Source organism: Corallococcus sicarius (assembly GCF_003611735.1).
Taxonomy (GTDB): Bacteria; Myxococcota; Myxococcia; order Myxococcales; family Myxococcaceae; genus Corallococcus; species Corallococcus sicarius.
Genome location: NZ_RAWG01000034.1, coordinates 1 through 18,656 on the forward strand (window position 1 = coordinate 1; position 18,656 = coordinate 18,656).

General features: G+C 69.1%; 16 protein-coding genes. 5 read left to right on the top strand and 11 right to left on the bottom strand.

All coding sequences use genetic code 11. The features are described 5' to 3' along the window. Both D7X12_RS07600 and D7X12_RS07605 read right to left on the bottom strand, forming a co-directional pair. On the bottom strand, positions 1 to 469 hold a 469-nt coding region (locus D7X12_RS07600), incomplete at its 3' end, for a LytR/AlgR family response regulator transcription factor (RefSeq protein ID WP_120624592.1). Further along, a complete protein-coding gene (locus D7X12_RS07605) occupies positions 462 to 1,589 on the bottom strand; it encodes a sensor histidine kinase (protein WP_120624593.1) in 1,128 nt (375 codons plus the stop codon). The genes D7X12_RS07600 and D7X12_RS07605, both read right to left, overlap by 8 nt. A gap of 691 nt (positions 1,590 to 2,280) precedes the next feature. Here D7X12_RS07605 and D7X12_RS07610 point away from each other — a divergent pair. Then, positions 2,281 to 3,060, top strand: coding sequence for a hypothetical protein (locus tag D7X12_RS07610; RefSeq protein ID WP_120624594.1), 780 nt, complete (start codon positions 2,281 to 2,283; stop codon positions 3,058 to 3,060). Positions 3,061 to 3,104: 44 nt separating this feature from the next. On the opposite strand, the gene D7X12_RS07615 is transcribed toward D7X12_RS07610, so the two are convergent. From D7X12_RS07615 to D7X12_RS07630, 4 genes are all read right to left on the bottom strand, one after another. Further along, positions 3,105 to 4,970 (bottom strand): SBBP repeat-containing protein, encoded by a 1,866-nt coding sequence (locus D7X12_RS07615; protein ID WP_120624595.1) that lies wholly within the window; start codon positions 4,968 to 4,970, stop codon positions 3,105 to 3,107. 133 nt (positions 4,971 to 5,103) lie between these two features. Continuing rightward, positions 5,104 to 5,811: a response regulator transcription factor gene (locus D7X12_RS07620; RefSeq protein WP_120624596.1), complete on the bottom strand. Its 708-nt coding sequence runs from the start codon at positions 5,809 to 5,811 to the stop codon at positions 5,104 to 5,106. Next, complete coding sequence (locus D7X12_RS07625; RefSeq protein ID WP_120624597.1) at positions 5,808 to 7,658, bottom strand: sensor histidine kinase; 1,851 nt, start codon at positions 7,656 to 7,658, stop codon at positions 5,808 to 5,810. Before D7X12_RS07625 ends, D7X12_RS07620 begins: the two co-directional genes overlap by 4 nt. A gap of 13 nt (positions 7,659 to 7,671) precedes the next feature. Beyond that, complete coding sequence (locus tag D7X12_RS07630) at positions 7,672 to 9,912, bottom strand: YfbK domain-containing protein (protein WP_120624598.1); 2,241 nt, start codon at positions 9,910 to 9,912, stop codon at positions 7,672 to 7,674. 207 nt (positions 9,913 to 10,119) lie between these two features. On the opposite strand from D7X12_RS07630, the gene D7X12_RS07635 reads away from it, so the two are divergent. After that, positions 10,120 to 11,739, top strand: coding sequence for an NADP-dependent glyceraldehyde-3-phosphate dehydrogenase (locus tag D7X12_RS07635; RefSeq protein ID WP_120624599.1), 1,620 nt, complete (start codon positions 10,120 to 10,122; stop codon positions 11,737 to 11,739). A gap of 48 nt (positions 11,740 to 11,787) precedes the next feature. Here the strand turns inward: D7X12_RS07635 and D7X12_RS07640 are convergent, their stop codons facing one another. The 3 genes from D7X12_RS07640 to D7X12_RS07650 all read right to left on the bottom strand — a co-directional run bounded on the left by D7X12_RS07640 (position 11,788) and on the right by D7X12_RS07650 (position 14,209). Continuing rightward, on the bottom strand, positions 11,788 to 12,279 hold the full coding sequence (locus D7X12_RS07640) for a serine/threonine protein kinase (RefSeq protein ID WP_120624600.1): 492 nt from the start codon (positions 12,277 to 12,279) through the stop codon (positions 11,788 to 11,790). An 11-nt stretch (positions 12,280 to 12,290) separates the two neighbouring features. Then, complete coding sequence (locus tag D7X12_RS07645) at positions 12,291 to 13,223, bottom strand: DUF2381 family protein (RefSeq protein WP_167508980.1); 933 nt, start codon at positions 13,221 to 13,223, stop codon at positions 12,291 to 12,293. A 122-nt stretch (positions 13,224 to 13,345) separates the two neighbouring features. Next, positions 13,346 to 14,209 (bottom strand): DEAD/DEAH box helicase family protein, encoded by an 864-nt coding sequence (locus D7X12_RS07650; protein ID WP_208718871.1) that lies wholly within the window; start codon positions 14,207 to 14,209, stop codon positions 13,346 to 13,348. Between the two features lie 269 nt (positions 14,210 to 14,478). Between D7X12_RS07650 and D7X12_RS07655 the strand changes: the two genes are divergently transcribed. Continuing rightward, positions 14,479 to 14,976, top strand: a complete 498-nt coding sequence (locus D7X12_RS07655) for a 6-pyruvoyl trahydropterin synthase family protein (protein WP_120624602.1) — start codon at positions 14,479 to 14,481, stop codon at positions 14,974 to 14,976. After that, on the top strand, positions 14,969 to 15,676 hold the full coding sequence (locus D7X12_RS07660; RefSeq protein WP_120624603.1) for an SDR family oxidoreductase: 708 nt from the start codon (positions 14,969 to 14,971) through the stop codon (positions 15,674 to 15,676). The genes D7X12_RS07655 and D7X12_RS07660 overlap by 8 nt, the downstream gene beginning before the upstream one ends. A 4-nt stretch (positions 15,677 to 15,680) precedes the next feature. Here D7X12_RS07660 and queD read toward each other — a convergent pair whose 3' ends face one another. Next, entirely contained in the window at positions 15,681 to 16,064 is a 384-nt protein-coding gene (queD, locus tag D7X12_RS07665) for a 6-carboxytetrahydropterin synthase QueD (protein WP_120608734.1), read from the bottom strand. A gap of 95 nt (positions 16,065 to 16,159) precedes the next feature. Beyond that, positions 16,160 to 16,729, bottom strand: coding sequence for a hypothetical protein (locus tag D7X12_RS42840; RefSeq protein WP_158619993.1), 570 nt, complete (start codon positions 16,727 to 16,729; stop codon positions 16,160 to 16,162). Between the two features lie 64 nt (positions 16,730 to 16,793). On the opposite strand from D7X12_RS42840, the gene D7X12_RS07675 reads away from it, so the two are divergent. After that, the gene (locus D7X12_RS07675) at positions 16,794 to 18,515 is read left to right on the top strand and encodes a PA14 domain-containing protein (protein ID WP_158619994.1); all 1,722 of its coding nucleotides are present in this window, start codon (positions 16,794 to 16,796) and stop codon (positions 18,513 to 18,515) included. Positions 18,516 to 18,656: the final 141 nt, after the last annotated feature.

Below are 18,656 nucleotides of genomic sequence, written 5' to 3' on the forward strand. Positions count from 1 at the left end.
GGGAGGGTTCGGGGGGAGGAGGTGGCGCCCGGTGCTGTTCGAGCAGGGATGAGAGGTGTTTCAGCAGCTCCCGGTCCCTTCCCTGGGCGCGCTGTCGCCGTGCTCGCTCCAGGGCGTCCCGGAAGCGCTGGTCGCCATAGGGCTTGAGCAGGTAGTCCAGGGCGTTCGCTTCGAAGGCGCGCACCGCGTACCGGTCGAAGGCCGTCACGAAGATGACGGGCGGCATCCGCTCCACGCCCACTTCGCGCAGGACGTCAAAGCCATCCACCTCCGGCATCTGCACGTCCAGGAACACCAGGTCCGGACGCTCGCGCAGGATGAAGTCCACGGCCTCGCGGCCTCCCTGGCATTCGTGTACGGCGGTGACTTCTGGCGCCTGGGCGAGCAGGTGTTTCACGCTGGCCCGGGCCAGTGGCTCGTCGTCCACCACCAGGACGCGCCAGCCTTCCCGACCGTCTGCCTCAAGCACGAGGACCTCGCGTCATGTCTGTCCTTCCCTCCACGAATGGCAACTCCACCCTGGCCAGCACGCCGCCCCCGGGCAGGTCCTCCAGCGTCAGGCCATAGCGGTCGCCGTAGAGCTGCCGGATGCGGGCGCGGGTGTTGGCCACGCCGATGCCCGTGCCTCCGGCGCCTCCCGCCCGCAGGCCCGGCCCGTCGTCCCTCACTTCGAGCAGCAGGCGGGTTCCCTCCCGCGCGGTGCTCACGTGCAGCCGGCCCCCGTCGGCGCGGCGGGCGAGGCCATGCTTGATGGCGTTCTCCACCAGCGGCTGGAGGATGAGGGCGGGCACCCGGGCCCGCAGCGTGTCCGGCGCGGGCGTCAGGTGGATCTCCAGGTGTCCGCCGAAGCGGAGCTGTTCGATGCCCAGGAAGCGCCGCACCAGCTCCAGCTCGTCCTCCAGGAGCACCTCGTGATCTCCCCGGCCTTCCAGGCTCACGCGCAGCAGGTGTCCCAGCTCCGCCAGGGCCTCCACCGCCTCCGGGTTGCGCTGCTGGCGGACCAGCCCCGCCACCGCGTTCAGCGTGTTGAAGAGGAAGTGCGGGTCCAGCTGCGCCCTCAGCGCCTGGAGCCGGGCCTCCGCGAGCTGGACCGCGAGGCGCGACTCCGCCAGCTCCCGCTCCCGCAGGCGCCGCGTCGTGCGCAGCGCGGACCAGGCGGCGAGGAAGAGCAGGTATTCGAAGTAGCCCAGCGCGCCGCGCTCGAGCAGCAGTCGCCACACGCCCTGCGTGAAGGACACGCCGTGCAGGCTCCATTGCTGGAGCGCCGCCAGGACTGGCGCGAGCAGCAGCAGGTGCAACTGGACGAAGCCGGCTCCCGCGACGAGTAGCACGCCCAGGTGACGTGCGAGGCGAGGGGGCTCCGGGGGAACGCGTTGGAAGACGGCGAGGACCAGCGGCCCGAGCAGGGCCCAGGCGCTGTAGGGCACCAACGCGAGGGCGAGCTTGAGGAGGAAGTCGCGAGGGTCTTCGGCGTAGGCGCGCAGGGCATGGGGGACCGCGCCCAGGAAGCCCGCGGCCATGCCCCACAGCCAGACCCGCCGCATCGAGGCCCGGTGTCCCACTGCCTCCAGCGCTCCCCTGTCCGGCATGGTGTTCCTGGTACCCCCTGGGTTCGCAGCGTAGCGGAGGAACCGGGGGCTGACGGGAAAGGGTGGGGCGCTTCGGCTAACGTCCCACCGCGCCGTGACCCGAAGCCCGCCGGGGCCTGACCCCGATGACGACCTGCCCGCCCGTCCGCCCGAGCCACGGGACGGCACGCTGTACGTGCAGGGCGAGGATGACGACGAGCCGTCCGCCGACGGTCGCGAGGCACGGGGGCGGCGTGCGTCCACGGTGCTCACCGCCCTGCTGGTCGCCGTGGGGCTCGCGCTGCCCGGTGTCGCGGTCTTCCTGCGCCGTCCGCCCGCTCCGCGAGTGCAGGCGGAACCGGCGCGGGGGGAGCTGCTCCCGGCTTCGCTCGCCGTGCAGGGGGGACCGGCAGGAGCGAATGCACGCCCTGGCTTGCCCACCGCGCAAGCCGCAGCCGAAGGCGCGCAGCCACGTGCTGGCTTACCGTCCGCACAGGCCGCAGCTGAAGGCGCGCCGCCACGTGCTGGCTTGCCCACCACGCAGGCCGCAACGGTGCGCCCTGTCTCGCTCTCCGCTCAGGCTGCATCCGAAGGCCTGACGGTGCGCCCTGTGTCGCCCTCGGTGCCGTCCCCACCCGCGCGGGCGGACGCGCGTCCGTTGCCTTCCCCGTCGCGAACACAGGGCGCCCTGGCGCGGGTGGATCCACGGCCCGTGGCCCTCGTGCGCCAGCCCCTGCCGACCCTGTCGGCCCCGGTCGAGCGACTGCGCGCGGTCATCAACGACGCGAGTCTCCCTCCCGCGGAGCGCTCCGCGGCGGCGCTCACGCTGCTCGATGCCCATTCCACCCGGGAGCGCTGGCGCTCGCTCGTTCGGGACGCGGACCTCGTCTCCGGACTGGACCTGCCCCGCCACGAGGGACGCCTTCCGGCCGAACACGCCGCGTGGTCGCGGCTCCAGGCCCTGCGGAACCTGGACCAGTGGGACGCCGTGCTGAGGGACGGCCCTGCCTTCCTGCGGACGTATCCGGACAGCGTCCTGGCGTCCTCGGTGGACATGCTCGTGCGGAGCACCGTCATCCGCCAGGCTTCGGAGGCGCAGGGCCGGCGGGCGATGCAGGCCCAGGTCCATGAGGCGGAAGAAGAGGCCGCGCGGGAGGTCGCCCGACTCGAAGGTCTTGGCCAGCCCACCGCGAAGGTCCGCCGGAGCCTCGACTTCCGGCGATGCGACCTGCCGGGAACCGGGAGGTTCTACCCGGAGGCACTCGCCCCCTGCCGTGCCTTCATCGCGAACTGGGGCGCGGGGACTACCTCCCAGGAACTCAATGAGTATCGGGACGCGCGCGGCCTGGAGATCATCTCCCTCGTCGCCCTGCGCCGCTACACCGAGGCCCGCGAAAAGCTGGCCGCCTTCCTCGCCTCCGACCCGGAGGGCGAACAGCGCACGAGCGCCCGCGCCGTCGTCCTGGGCATCCCCGCCGAAGCAGAGGAGTGACAGCGCGGCGGACCCCCGCCACCGCGCTGCCCTTCCGCTTCAACTCAAGGCGCCGGAAGCTTCGTCACGAACATGTCGTACTGCCCCACGAGCACGTTGCCGTCGAAGTTCCCCTCCGTATAGCCGCCCAGGTAGAGGTTGCCGTTGGACTCCCGGTTCACGCCATTGCTGTAGACGGGGGCCTGCCCTCCCGCCGCCAACACCGCCGGGTTCTGCTGGACCACCCACTGCCGGTTGCCCGCCGTGTCGAACTTCGCGACGTAGTTGTGCCCCTTGATGAACGTGGCGTTGGAGAGGTTGCCCACGTCTCCCTGCGCGCCGCCGCTCACATAGACACCCGTCGTATCGATGAAGATGCCCGAGGCCCAGATGCCATTCGCCGCGCTGAACTCCCGGGTCCACAGCCGGTTGCCCGAAGGGTCGTACTTGGCCAGGTAGACATCCCCTCCCGGGGTGGGATTCGGATTCCCATCCAGACCGCCGCCGCTCTGGCCCGTGAGATAGACATTGCCCGCCGCATCCGTCGCCGAGCCATACAGCCAGACGTTGTTGCCCGAGGACCCCAGCTGCCGGGTCCACTGTTTGGTGCCCGCGGCGTCGTACTTGATGACGAAGAAGTCCTGCGCGCCCATCCGCGTGTTCCCATCCAGCCCGCCGTAGGTCCAGCCGGAGACATAGACATTGCCGGCCGCGTCGGTGGCCGCCCGACGTCCATGCGTACTCTGGCCCGCGGCGCCCACCTGCCGGGTCCACTGCTTGTTGCCCGCGGCGTCGTACTTCGCCACGAAGGCGTCCCTGAGGCCGGTGAGCGTGTTCCCATCCAGGGCGCCCTCCACGGTGCCCACGAGGAAGGCATTGTCCGCGGTGTCGACCGCGACGTCATAGCCCTCCGTGGAGGCTCCTGCCGCGCCAAGCTGCCGGGTCCACTGCCGGACGCCGGTGTAGCGGTACTTCGTCACGAAGGCCTCCCGGACGCCGACCTTCGGCGTGCCGTCCATGGACCCATCCGTGAACCCGCCCACGTAGATCTCCTCCCAGGTCCGGTTCGTCGCGATGCCGTAACCCAGGGTGACGCTGCCCGGCGCGCCGAGCTGGAGCGACCAGATGCGGTTGCCGTTCCAGTCGCGCGCGTTGAGGAAGGCATCCATTCCTCCGATGAGCGCGTTGCCGTCCAGGCCGCCTGTCGTCATGCCGGTGACGTAGGAGCGTCCGGCCGGGTCTCCCACGAGGTCGTGCACGCGCACGGGGACCCCCGCCACGCCGGAGGTCCGCGTCCAGAGGGCCGTGACGGGGTTCGTGATTCCGTCGTTCACGCAGGTGATCAACTCCAGACGGTTGAGGGAGATGACGACCACGCCCGCGCGGGTGTCGTTGTCATCCGTCACGTTCAGGCGGTACTGGCTGTAGGACGCGGGCGCGGCCAGCGTGAACTCACGCCGCTCGAAACCGCCCCAGTTCGTCTGGTTCGTGCGCGTATCCAGCACCACCCAGGAGGAGCCGTTCCATCCCTGGAACGTCCAGTTCTTGGGCGCGCGGGTGACGAGGCTGGGGCCGTTGGCGAAGGCCAGGGCATAGCGGTGGATGGCGGCGGTGCCAGCGGGCACCTGATAGCCAATCCATGCGGGCGTCTGGTTCACCGCGGAGATCCACAGCGAGCCGTTGTTCGCGTCGAACGCCTGCCATGCCTCGTAGGAGGCGTTGTAGACCCCCGAACGCGTCACGCTGCCCGAAGGGGTCGTGGAGCCCGTCATGGCCGGCACCGCGATGGCGCAGGTGAGCGCCTGGGAGGTGGACTGGAGCTCATCCCCCGGCCCGGGGTCCGGGATGTCCTCGCCCTGGCAGCCGGGAAGGGACGTCAGGACGAGCGCGCTCGCAAGGAAGGTGCTTCGGACAGCGCTGAAGACTTTCACGGTGACTCCTCGGGAGTCGTGCGAAGGGCGCACGACGCACCCCGAGGAGTACCGGCACGCCCCGCCGTGACGGGGCGTTATGTGACGAAACCGCCGGGGCGCGGGACGAAAGCGGCAGGCGATGGGGTGACGCTCAGGAGCCCTTCTCCACCTCCAGCCGGTAGCCCACGCCGCGCACCGTCTGGAGGGAGAAGCGTGACGCGCTGGTCCACTTCAGCTTGCGCTTCAGGCTGGAGACGAAGTTGTCCACCGTGTGCGGATCCACCACCACGTCCGTGCCCCACACGGCATCCAGGATTTCATCGCGCCGCAGCGCCCGTTCGCGCTCGCGCACGAAGAAGGCCAGCAGGTCGAACTCCTTGCGCGTCAGGTCCACCTCCGCGCCCTCCGGCGTCTCCACCCGGCGCCGGTCCAGGTCCACGCTGTAGCCCGCGAAGCGCAACAGCTTCGAGGGCGGCGCCATGCCCGCGCGCTTCACCTGCGCCCCCACCCGCGCCAGCAGCTCGCGCAGCCGGTACGGCTTGCCCAGGTAGTCCTGCGCTCCCACTTCAAAGCCTCGCACCACGTCCTCCTCCAGCGTGCGCGCGGTGAGCATCAGCACCGGCACGCTCAGGCCCTCCTCGCGCAGCGCGCGGCACAGCGAGTAGCCGTCGCCGTCCGGGAGCATCACGTCCAGGAGGATGAGCTGGAAGTCGCGGCGGGCCAGGTGCTCGCGCGCCTCCTTCACCGTGGCGGCCTCCTCCACGGCGTAGCCGCCCTGGTGCTCCAGGTTGTCACGCAGCGCGAGCCGCAGGTTCGGGTCGTCCTCCACGACGAGGAGGGTGGGGGCGGTGGTGCTCATGCGGTGCTCCGACTCCGTGCTCCGGAGGGGTACTCGGGAAGGGTCAATTCGAAGGTGGTGCCCTCCGCGCTGGAGGCCACCACGCGCAGCGTGCCCCCGTGCAGCCGGGCGATGCGCCGACACAGCGCGAGCCCCAGCCCGCTGCCGGGCACCTCGCGGCCGCTGCGGCCGGACAGCCGATAGAACTCGCCGAAGACGCGCTCCCACTCGGCCTCCGGGATGCCGGTGCCGTTGTCGGTGAAGCGCACGCGCCCCTCCGGCAGCGTCGCCACGTGCAGGCGCACGGGGCTGCGGGTGTTGTAGGCGCAGGCGTTGCGCGCCAGGTTCGCCAGCAGCAGCTTCAAGAGCTGCGCGTCCGCGTTCAATTCGCGCTCGTCCACGTCCGCCGTCAGCTCCACCGGCACCGGGGCGCCGGACTCCAGGTCGCGGCGCAGCCCGGACACCAGCTCGTCCAGCCGCACGGGCGCGAGCCTGGGCACCCAGCGGCCCTTGTCGATGCGGTTGAAGGACAGCAGGTTCTCCACCAGGAAGCCCAGCCCGTCCGCCTCGCGGATGATGCGCGCCGGGTAGTCCTTCGCGTCCGCGCCCTCCGCCACCCGCCACTCCAGCGTCTCCGCGAGCAGGCGGATGGAGGCCAGCGGCGTGCGCAGCTCGTGCGACACCGTGGCCACGAAGTCGCTCTTCAGCTCCAGGAAGCGGTATTTGCGGTGCTGCGCCACGAAGGCCAGCGCCGCGATGGTGAGCGCCAGCGCCGCGCACAGGGCCAGCATCAGCGACTTGAGGCGGTAGCGGTTCGCCAGCGCCGCCTCGCCCCGCGCCCACGCGGGCGACTCCACCGAAACCGGCAGCGCCGCGAGCGACAACACCGGCGCGCTCCCCGGCAGTGTCACGTGCCCGTCCGCCTCCAGCAGTCCGCGCTCCCGCATCTCGCGGGTGAGCCCCTCCAACAGCCCCGGGAGATTCAACGCCACCCCGCGCACGCCGCGCGGCTCACCGGGCTCCAGGTACCAGCCGGAGCGCACCAGCACAGGCTCCGCGACGGTCTCCGGCAGCTCCAGCGGCGTGGCGGCCAGCTCCCGGGCCCGCGCCTCGAAGTCCGCTACCGGCACGCCCACGCGCAGGGAGAGCGCCGACACCCGTTCGCGCAGGAAGTCGAAGTCCTCGCGCGTGAAGCGGGAGCGCTTGAGCAGCACCCACCGCTGCATTCCCTCCAGCCGCCCACCGCCCTGACCGTCCAACAGGCCGTCGCGCACCAGCCCCCGCATCAGGTCCGGCACCACGTCACCCCGCGCGGCCACGTCCTCCAGCACCACCAGCAGCGACGGCAGGTCGCGCGTGGACGCGAGCACGAAGCGGGTGCGGTGCTGCAACAGCGCCATCAATGCGAGCAGGGTGCCCTTGCGGTCCTTCGCCGCCAGCGCCCGCTCCACGCCCTGCATCTGCTCCAGCCGATCCCTCCACGGCCCCTCGTCCTCGTCCGCGACCTCCGAGCCCGCGCGCAGCCTCGCGTAGCGGTCCTTCGCGGGCGAGTCCCCGGCCGTGTCGAAGAGGGCCAGCCGGGGCAGCAGTTGTTCCTCCTGCTCGCGCAGGTACAGCCCTGGCGCGGCCATCAGCGGATCCTCTTTCGCCGCCTCCAGGGTGGGGCGCGCGGCCTCCAATCCCTCGCGCAGCGCCTGTCCCAGTGCGACGCGGGCGTACTGCTCCAGGACCTCGCGCCGGGACTGGAGCGAGGCCCGGGCATCCTCGCGCTCGGCGGCGAAGATGCGGTGGAGCTGGCCCAGGCCGACCCCGAGCCCGGCAAGGCCGAGCACGAGGGCGACGAGGGTGGGCAGCAGCCTGCGGATCATTCGGGCGGGGGCCTTACTTGAGGGTGGGGACGCGGTCGGCGTCCATGGTGCGCACCGGCGCGATGGACTCGAAGCGGTCCGCGCGTCGGTCCAGCGTCTGGGCCGAACGGATGAGCTTCCCCAACTCCACCACGTCCGGCCGGCCCTTCAACGGCGCGCCCAGCCCCTCCCACAGCGACACGAGCGCATCGTAGGTGAGCGGCCGCGCCCAGTAGGACCCGCGCAGCTTCTCCGCGAAGGCGGCCGCGACGTAGGACAGGCGCGTGGGGGGCGCGGCCTGCGCATAGGCCGGACGCAGCAGCACGGAGGGCATCGCCTTCTCGATGAGCTGCGACTTGCCGCCCTCAGGCGTCTTGTAGCGGATGCGCAGCGTGCCGAAGGCGGGCTGGGACGGGTCGCGCAGCTTCACCTCGTAGAGGGCGGTGACGGCGTGGCCCGCGCCCACTTCGCCCGCGTCCACGGTGTCGTCCGCGAACTGCTGCTTGGTGAGCAGCCGGTTCTCATAGCCAATCAACCGGTAGCGCGACACCGTCTTGCGGTCGAACTCCACCTGGAACTTCACGTCCTTGGCCACCACCTGGAGCGTGCCGGTGAGGTTCTGCACGAAGATGCGGCGGGCCTCGTCCAGCCTGTCCACGTAGGCGTAGTTGCCCTCACCGACCTGGGCCAGCCGCTCCATCAGCACGTCGTTGTAGTTGCCCATGCCGAAGCCCACGGTGGACAGGGTGATGCCTGCCGCCGCCTGCGCCTTCACCCGGTCCCAGATGCCATCCGCCTGGGTGATGCCATTGTTCGCCACGCCGTCCGAGCAGAGGACGATGCGGTTGATGCCGCCCTCCACCATCTGGCTCGCCGCCAGCGCGTAGCCCATTTCAATACCGGCCTGCGCGTTGGTGGAGCCGTCCGTGTGGAGGCTGTCGATGGCCGCCAGCAGCTCCTGCTTCCGGGTGGCGTTGGTGGGGGCGAGCACCTGCCGGGCCTCGCTGCCATAGACCACGATGGACACGCGGTCCCGCTCATCCAGCGCCTCCACGAGCGGCCGCAGCGACTGCTTCACCAGCCCGAGCCGGTTCTCCATGTTCATGGAGCCGGACACGTCGATGACGAACACCAGGTGGCTGGGTTTGCGCTGGTCCCGCGACACCTCGCGCGCCTTCACGCCGATGTGCACCACGTGGTAGCCCTTGCGCGCGGGCGACGGGAAGCCCTCCACGTTCACGCTGAAGGGCGCATCCGGGGCGCTCGCGTAGCCGTAGTCGAAGCTGTTGACGAACTCCTCCACGCGCACCGCCTGCTCATCCGGCAGCGCGCCGCGCTCCAGGTAGGCCCGGGTCAGCGTGTACGAGGCCGTGTCCGTGTCCACGGAGAAGGTGGAGAAGCGCTCCTCCTCCGTGTCCACCGTGGGGTTCACGCCGTAGCCCTTGAAGTACATGTCGAAGAACTGCTTCCCCGCCGGAGCGACGACGCGCTCCGGCGCGGGCTGGGGCGTGGGCTCCGGCGGCGTGGGCGCGCGGTACACGGCCTGCGGCGTACCGTCCGGGACGACGATGTGCATGTACGGCAGGGCCCAGGCGGGAGCGCGCTGCCGGTCGCTGGTACCCGACCCGCGAGCGTTCACGCCGAAGGCCGGGTCGTTCGTGCTCAGGCCCTCCACGACATAGCCGCCCTCGGGTGAAGTCGTGCTGTTGATGGAAACGCCGTACCCATCGGACCGGGCGCCTGGGGCCAGCTCCGCCAGGGATTCGAAGGAGCGCGCCGCGCCACCCTTCCCCGCCGGGCGAGCCACCGCGATGCGCTTCATGAACTCCTGGTCCACGTTCACGCCGGCGTTCGAGGCACCGACGTCGATGGTGGGCGGCTTGGGGACACCGGCACCGGAGACCTCGACCGTGTAGAGAAGTGGGTCGTTCACCAGCTCGACGTTGACCCGGAGGGTCCGTTGCGCCTTGAGCTGGATGTCCCCGCGTGCGTACGGCTTGAGTCCCTCCTTCTCGAAGCGCAGCGTGTAGACGCCCGCGGGGAGCTGGGGGATGCGGTAGATCCCCAGCGCGTTCGTGACCACGGTCTGCTCTCCCTGCAGGGCGGGGGAGGTCGCGGTGATGACCACGTCGGACTGGGGCTGCTTCGTCTCGGCGGAGATGACCGTCCCGATGATGACCCCCATACCCGCGGTGCCCGCATCGGGCTGGGCGAGCACGGGCGCGGCGAACAGCATCAGGAGGGTGGGCAGGGCGCTGCGAAGGAGTGACTTCATCGTGGGCCACCTCGGTGCATCAGGGTGAGGCCATCATCCCGATGCACCCCGCATCGAACCGCACGGGGGGCTCGTCTCCTCATCATCGTTTCATCATGACGGGAACCGGGGCCCGGGTGCGAGCGTCCGGGGCCCCCACCCACATCCCACAGGAGGCACACACGGGAAGTCGTGCCGGTGTCGGGAGGCTTCGTTAAAAAGGGCGCCATGACGACGGCACTCGACGACCTCTTCCCCACCGACGCGCAGATTCCTCCTGGGGTGCGGCTCCCCGCGTATCTCGAGCAGCGCGAGTACCTGGTCGGAGGCGAGCTGCGCGTCTGGCCGGGCGACCTCAACCCGGTGCTGAGCCCGGTGTTCGTCCGGACCCCGGAGGGGCTGAAGCAGAAGGTCCTTGGCGCGACCCCGCTGCTCACCTCGCGCGAGTCCCTGGATGCGCTCGCCGCGGCGGTGAAGGCCTATGACCTGGGGCGCGGCGTGTGGCCGACCCTGCGGGTGGCCGAGCGCATCGAGCACGTGGAGCGCTTCCTGGTGGCGATGCGCGCCCAGCGCACGGCGGTGGTGAACCTCCTCATGTGGGAGATTGGCAAGACGCAGCCGGACTCGGAGAAGGAGTTCGACCGCACCGTCGACCTGATTGTCGAAACCATCCGCGCGCTCAAGGAGTTGGATCGCACCTCGTCCCGCTTCATCCAGGACCAGGGCATCATGGCGCAGATCCGCCGGGCGCCCATGGGCGTGGCGCTGTGCATGGGGCCGTACAACTACCCGCTCAACGAGACCTTCAGCACGCTGTTCCCCGCGCTGCTGATGGGCAACACGGTGGTGTTCAAGCCGGCGAAGTTCGGCGTGCTGCTGGTGCGCCCGCTGCTGGAGGCGTTCCGCGACTGCTTCCCGCCCGGCGTCATCAACATCATCTACGGCCGGGGCCGTGAGACGGTGGGCGCGCTGATGGAGAGCGGCAAGGTGGACCTGTTCGCCTTCATCGGCACCAACAAGGGAGCGAGCGAACTCAAGCGCATGCACCCGCGCCCGCACCGCCTGAAGTCGGTGCTGGGATTGGATGCGAAGAACCCGGCCATCATCCTGGAGGACGCGGACCTGGAGAACGCGGTGAAGGAGTGCGTCACCGGCACGCTGTCCTTCAACGGCCAGCGCTGCACGGCGCTCAAGCTGCTGGTGGTGCACCGGAACATCGTGGACGCGTTCCTGGAGAAGTTCACCGCCGCCGTGGACAAGCTCAAGCCCGGCATGCCGTGGGACCCGGGCGTCGCCGTCACGCCCCTGCCGGAGCCGGGCAAGGCGGCGTACCTCCAGGGGCTGGTGGACGACGCGGTGTCCAAGGGCGCCCGCGTGGTGAACACGACGGGCGGCCAGTCGTCGCGGTCGTTCTACGCGCCCACCGTGGTGTACCCGGTGACGAAGGACATGCGGCTCGCGAGCGAGGAGCAGTTCGGCCCGGTGGTGCCGGTGATGGTGTTCGACGAGGACGACGAAGCCGTGCGGCTGGTGGTGGAGTCGCAGTTCGGCCAGCAGCTCAGCCTCTTCGGGAAGGACTCGGCGCGCATCGGCCGGTTCATTGACGCGTTCTCCAACCAGGTGGGCCGCATCAACCTGAACTGCCAGTGCCAGCGCGGGCCGGACACCTTCCCGTTCAACGGCCGCAAGGACTCCGCGGAGGGCACCCTGTCCGTGGCGGACGCGCTGCGGGTGTTCTCCATCCGCACGCTGGTGGCGACGAAGACGACGCCGGACAACACCACCCTGGTGCAATCCATCCTCACCCGGCGTGAGTCGGACTTCCTCACCACCGACTTCCTCTTCTAAGAGGCGGCCATCAGGCACGTTGGCAGAGCGGGCCGCCGAGCGAGGGTGTCACCGGAATGCATCGACGACGTAGGCAGCAGCTACGGATCCGTCGAGAATCGCCATTCCAGGCTTTGACTCGGGCAGTTTCCGCATCTGGTCCCGGCTGAGCCGGGCCACCGCGCAGATGGGAACCTTGTCACTGTCCGGAGGGTGGGCCTCGTACCAGCGGATGACAACTTGTGGCCCGCTTGTCCAGACCTGCCCGTACAACCGGGTCGTCGCCTCGAGCGTGCCGAGGTCGTCCTTGAGAATGCTCTCGATGGGTCCGTCGTAAAGCGTGATGCGCCTCGCGTCGATCTGGTTCGCATCGAGTTCCGTCAGCGAGGCATCCCCAACACGCAGCTTCAAATACCGCATGACTTCGAGTGCCTTCGCCGAGCATTCCTGTGGACCTGGAGTGCCGTCCGGGCGCAGTGCCACACCTCCTGTCGTGGTGCAGCCGGAAGACGTACCAAGTACGACGATGGAGCTGAGCAGCAGCGCTTTGGTCGTGGGCATGAACGGCACTTCTACTGCCGAATCAGCGTGTGATCCATCGCGACGGCCACCTGTAGGAGCCCGTCCCCACGGAAGATCTGGAGGGCCAGATCGGTGAGCTGTCCGTCCTCGATCTGGAAGGCGCTCTTGTCCACAACGACCGCGATCTTTCCCGACTGACCGGGAACGATCACGGGGCGATCCATGCGAAGCGCGAAGGGTCGAGCCGTGTAGCTGGTGAAGTCGCGAGTCAGGTAGGCACCCTCGAACTTCCAGGACTCGTTGTAGTAGGCGTTCATCAAATGAATCACGACCGCCGCCTTGCTGGGGCCCGAGAAGACCTCGACCACCATGTCCATGTCCTCGTTCTTCGAGCGCCAGAACTTCGCACGCCGAAACGGCGTCTTTTTCGCCTGCCCATTGGCGAGAAGCGTGGCGTAGGCGTGATCGACTGAGTTCTCTTCCTTCTTGAACCGCTCGTTCTCCTCGCGCAATTCACGCTCGCGGTTGAGGGAGTCATGGAGGGATGAGAGGACCGCGTTGTAGCTGTCATGGTCCTTGAACACGTTGACCTGATAGTCGATCCAACCCCAGTCCTTGCGGCTCTTGGGCTTCACAAGGAACGTGAACGTCGTTCCATCAACGAGCGTCACGAGCAGGGGCAGCGCCTCGCCATCGTCAAGGTCACGCAGCGGCTCTAGAACCACCTTTTTGCCGCCTACGAGCGGGGTCTCGAAACGCCCCTCCCAGGCGAGGAACCGCGTCTTCGCGGGATCGACCTCGTTCTCGAAGTGAAGCACCGTCACCACCTGCCCGGAAACGTAGACGGACGGTGCCTCCTGGCCCGGATGGTCTGGCACTTTGAGGGTCCGAATCGTGAGCTTTTCTTCCATGTCCCTGGCCAGCGCCGGGGAAGCCATCAGGACGAGAAGCAGACCACACCTGATTATTCGGAGAGTGCGCATGGTGGGGCCAACGTAACAGGAGGGGTGTCAGGCATCCAATCCTGGTGCGCCTCGCCTGTAGGCTGCAGGAATGACGAAAGTCGAGTCTGAGGCGGTGCCTCGCGGCTCGTGTCAGCGACGGGTCAGGTCCATCTGGATGGCCTCGAATTGTTCCAGGGCGGCGCGCAGGTCTTCGACGATCTCTCCCGCGATGATGTCCGGATCCGGGAGGTTCGCCGAGTCCTCCATGCTTTCATCCCTGAGCCAGACTTGGGCACCTCCGTGCGGCCCGGGAAGATCTCCGTGAAGATCCGCTCCTTGAAGCTGCGCAGGGCGGTGCGGATCTGGTCCTCGGCCACCACCTCTCGAACGAGCACCGGGGCCGCGTAGACAAGTGCATCGTCCAATTGCTCCCAGCGGCGCTCGCGCGTGAGCCGGTCGCGCTTGTCCACGGACATCCCCGCCTCCACGCGGGAGCCCCGCTGGGAGATTTCGGTGAGGATCCGGTACACGTCGAAGTCCACGTTCACGCCGTCGGCGACCGCGTCCTCGTGCCCATACTCCATCACGAGGTTCTTGTTGAAGAAGCCGAGCGTCTGCTTCGAAGGCGTGGCCGTGAGCCCGACGAGGAACGCGTCGAAGTACTCCAGCACCTGGCGCCACAGGTTGTAGATTGAGCGGTGGCACTCGTCGGTGAAGATGACGTCGAAGGTCTCGATGGGAATGGACGGGTTGTAAGCAACGGGCGCCTGCGACGTAGACGACCCGAGGGTCGTGTCGAAGAGGGAGGGCTCCTCGGCTTCGGGGTCGAGGTCCGGCTCACCCTGGAGCATGAAATAGAGGCGCTGGATGAGACGGTAGATGGCGTTCACGGCCGTGAAGGTCTTGCCGCTGCCAGTAGCCATCTGGATGAGGGCCCGGGGACGGTCCTCCGCGAAAGAGGTTTCCAGGTTGCGGATGGCCTGCACCTGGGCGGGCCATAGCCCCTGTGTCGCCAGGGCGGGCAATTGCTGGAGGCGCCCCCTGAGGGAGGAGGGCGTGGAAGTGGATGACGGAGCGGCTGCGCGGCTCCGGGTCCAGCAGCGGACTTTCTTGAGGATAACGGAAGAACGCTGAAGGACGGAGGCGCGCGGCAAAGGGCGGCGGTAGGGCGTCGCGCATCCTGGGGCAGTTGGAGGGCAGGGGAGCGGGCGCGAGCGGGACGGCGGTGAGTGAACGGAGGGCGCCGGAGCGGTTCCGCTCCGTGCGCTCTTGGTGCTAAGCCCTGCGCCATCCCATGGCGCGCACAACGACCATCGAGCTGCACAAAGAAGAGATGAAGTTCTCCGCGGGGCACTTCACCATCTTCTCCGCCACCCACCGCGAGAACCTGCACGGCCACAACTTCACCGTCTATGTGGCGCTGACGGGCGAGGTGGGCGACGACGGCCTGATGGCGGACTACGGTCCGCTCAAGCAGGCGGTGATTGCCCGCTGCAAGGCCTGGAATGAGACCTTCTTCCTGCCCGAGCGCTCGCGGCACCTGCGCCTGGAGCGGGACGCGAACGGCAACCACCGGGCGTACTTCAACGGGGAGGAGCTGCACTTCCTCGCGCGCGACGTGACGCTGCTGCCCGCGGCCAACGTGACGCTGGAGGAGCTGGCGCGCGTCTTCGGCGAGGAGCTGGTGGGGGACGGCGCCGGGATGGCGCGCGACCACGTCACGCGGCTGGTGGTGAAGTGCGCTTCGGGCCCCGGACAGTGGGCCACCTGGGAGTGGAACGGCAATGGCTGACTGGGCCCTCATCACCGGCGCCAGCCGGGGCATTGGCTACGCGACGGCGGCGCGCTTCCGCGCGGAAGGTTGGCGCGTGATGAACGTGTCCCGCCACCCGTGCACGGTGCCGGACGTCGTGAACGTGGAAGTGGACCTGTCCGTCCCGGGGTGGGAGGCCACGTTCGCCCCCGCGCTGCGCGAAGGTCCCGGCCAGGGAGGCGGGCGCGTGTGCCTGGTGCACAACGCCGCCCGCTACGTGCATGACGAGGTGCTGGCGATGGACGCGGACCACTTCCGGCAGGTGCTGGAGGTCAACGTCGTCGCCCCCGCAGTGCTCAACCGCCTGGTGCGCCCGCTGCTCACGGATGGCTCGTCCATCCTCTACGTGGGCTCCACGCTGTCCGAGAAGGCCGTCAAGGGCATCGCGTCGTACGTGGTGACCAAGCACGCGCTCGTCGGGATGATGCGCTCGACCTGCCAGGAGCTCGTCGGGACGCAGATCCACACCGCCTGCGTCTGCCCGGGCTTCACCGACACGGAGATCCTCCGGGAGCACCTGGGCGGGGACGCGGCCGCCCGCGCGAGCGTGGCGGCGCGGACGACCTTCGGGCGCATCATCACGCCCGAGGAGATCGCGGACTTCCTCTACACCTGCGCCAACACCCCGGTGCTCAATGGCGCGGTCCTCCACGCCAACCTGGGGCAGGTGGAGACCTGACGCGTCAGCCCGGCGCCGGGAAGACGGTGCAGGACGACATGCACGTCTCCGCGACCTTGAGACGGGAGACGCGGGCGCCAGGGATGTCCAGGCGCTCGTAGATCCACGCGGCCAGCAGCTCGCTCGTGGGGTTCTCCAGGCCGGGCACGTCGTTGAGCAGCCGGTGGTCCAGCTGCTCGTTGAGCGGCTCCCAGGCCGCGTTCAGCTCCGCGAAATCGACGAGCCACCCGAGCTGCGGGTGGATGGGTCCCTGGAGGGTGATTTCAATGCGGTAGCTGTGGCCGTGCACGCGGGAGCACTTGTGCCCCTTCTCGACGTGGGGCAGGTGGTGCGCGGCCTCGAAGGTGTATTCCTTCGAGATTTCGGTGATGAGGGGGATCTTCTTCAAGGTACGGCCTCCTAGACGGCGGCCTTGTACCTGTGATCCCCACCCCCGTCCATCGGCCGGAGCTGGTGCCCCGGGGGGCCTGGACGCCGGGCCGCCTACTGGCGGAACGCGGTGAACGGGCTGGCCACGCTGCACTTCTCCGCCGCGTCCCGGCTGTGGAAGGAGAGCCAGCCTGAGTAGCGCAACGGCTGGGTGGCGGTCCGCGCCTCCTCTGAAAAATCGCCCGTGACGGTGATGGCAATCCCGGTGCCGTCCGGCGCCGTGGTCTCGGTCGAAAGCTGGAGGCTCGTGTTGGTCGACTCGTAGAGGGTGCCGGTCAGCCTGTGGTCGAGGAGTTGCCCGCTGACGTAGCCGCTGTTGCCCTCGCGCTCGATGACCAGCACCGAGGGCAGCGTCAGGCCCAGGTCCGAGCAGCTCCGCGGCACCGGGTTGTCCATCACGAAACTCAGGGCGTACGTGCCCTGGATGTTACAGCCTTCTTCGCAGTCCGGGACGCTGCTGCTCCCACATCCCGGGTTGCCCATCCCGCTCCCCATGGTCATCACGCCCACGGCCAGCAGCAGCGGGATGCGCAGGTGCTTGAAGGGGCGCGGGGGACGGACACTGCCGGTGGACACGTCGTGCATGGACGCAAGAATACCCGGAATCACATGTTTGGGCGTCATGGCCCTTTTCTCGTGGATGGCGGCGACACAGGCTGACGGCTCCTTCTTCTTGAGTGGAGTCCTGATGCGTCGTTTCTTTGTTTCACGTGCCCTGCTGGGCACGGTGGTGCTCGGCAGTCTGATGGCTTGCGGTCCTGCTTCGGAGCCTGTGGAGCCCGTGGAGTCCCAGGCGCCTGTCTCCCGTGCGCAGGGGCTGCTGACCTCGTCCAACGGGCTCGTCACGCTGGAGGCCGTGGGCACCGGCCGGCCCTACACCTTCGCCACTGCGCAGGTGGGCACGCAGCTCTACATCGACCGGGCGTACACCGTCACCGGCCTGTCCTCGCGGCTGCAGGGCGGGGTGCTGCTCCAGGCGGCGAATGACGACAAGCTCTACAGCGGCGCGTCGCAGGTGCAACTGCGGCTGAACTCCGCCGCCACCGTCTACGTGGCCATGGATCGGCGCAACACGGTGCTGCCAGCGTGGCTGGGCGACGGCACCTGGGCGCTCACCGACGAGGTGTTCGCCACCAACGACCCCTCCGCAACCACGACCAATTCCTCCACCCCGATGAAGGTGTACGTGAAGTCCGTGCCCACCGGGACGTTGGTGCTGGGCGGCGGCATGGCGTCCCCCGCGCAGGGCACCAACGCGCAGTACGCCGTCGTCATGAAGTTCGCCACGTCGGAGCCGGGCGTGGTGGCGCGCTACTTCCCCAACATCCGGATGCAGGGCGTGCCGGTGCTGCGCTACCTGTCCACCGTGAACCTGGATGCCGGGACGGCCGCGCCGGTGCCCGGCATCCCGGCGGACTTCTTCGGCGTGCGCATCGAGGGCTACGTCACGCCTGCCTTCACGCAGACGTACACCTTCCGCACCACCGCCAGCGGAGGGGCGCGCCTGTGGGTGAACGGCAAGCTCGTGGTGGATGACTGGTTCGAGCACGGCGCGGAGCAGCACACGGGCAGCATCCCGCTGGCGGCGGACATCCCCGTCAGCCTGGTGCTGGAGTTCTTCGACGCGGAGGCCGCGGCGGCGGCGCTGGTCCAGTGGCAGAGCCCGAGCCAGCCCTGGCAGACGATTCCCACGTCCCGGCTGCAGGCCCCGTCGCTGCCCCTGTCGCGCCCGCTGGGGGCCCACTGCACGGCGAGCACGCAGTGCCGCTCCAGCCTGTGCAGCGTGCACCCGGTGGGCAACGTCACCATCTGGAACGAAGGCGACGCGGTGTGCACGCCCGAGGTGCCCCAGGGGCAGCCCGGCGTGAAGGCCGAGTACTTCACCTCCGAGTTCCTCTACAACCGCGCCGTCGCGCGGCAGGAGAACTTCGTGGGGACCTTCTGGGGCGCCACGGCTCCAGCGCCCGGCGTGCCTGCGGACCGCTGGTCCGCGCGCTGGTCCGCCACCCTCACGGCGCCCGCCACCGGCACGTACACCCTGCGCACCAACACCGAGGACGGCGTGCGGCTGTGGCTGGACGGCGCGCTGCTCGTGGACGACTGGATGGAGGCGGAGGGCGGACAGACGCACGACGTCGCGGTGTCGCTGGGCGCCGGCAGCGCGCACTCGCTGGTGATGGAGTTCTTCGAAGGCTACGGCAACGCCCACGCCCAGCTGTCGTGGACGGGTCCGGGCATTCCCTGGCAGACCATCACCACGGCGCTCACCACGCCGCCGGACTTCACGTGCCGGCCGCTGGGCTCGCAGTGCCGCTCCAACGAGGACTGCTGCGGCGCCTATTGCTCCGTGTACCCGGTGGGCAACGTGACCATCTGGAACGAAGGCGCCACGGTGTGCAGCCCTCGGTAGGTCGCTGACGTTCGGCAAACATTGCCGACGATGGCAGGGATTGCCGTGGCGGGGACCGGCAGGCATTGCCGGCCCCACGTGCCTCCACGGGGAAGCGTGTCCTGGCACTCGCGTTGCTTTGTCGGGGCCCATGCCGAAGCC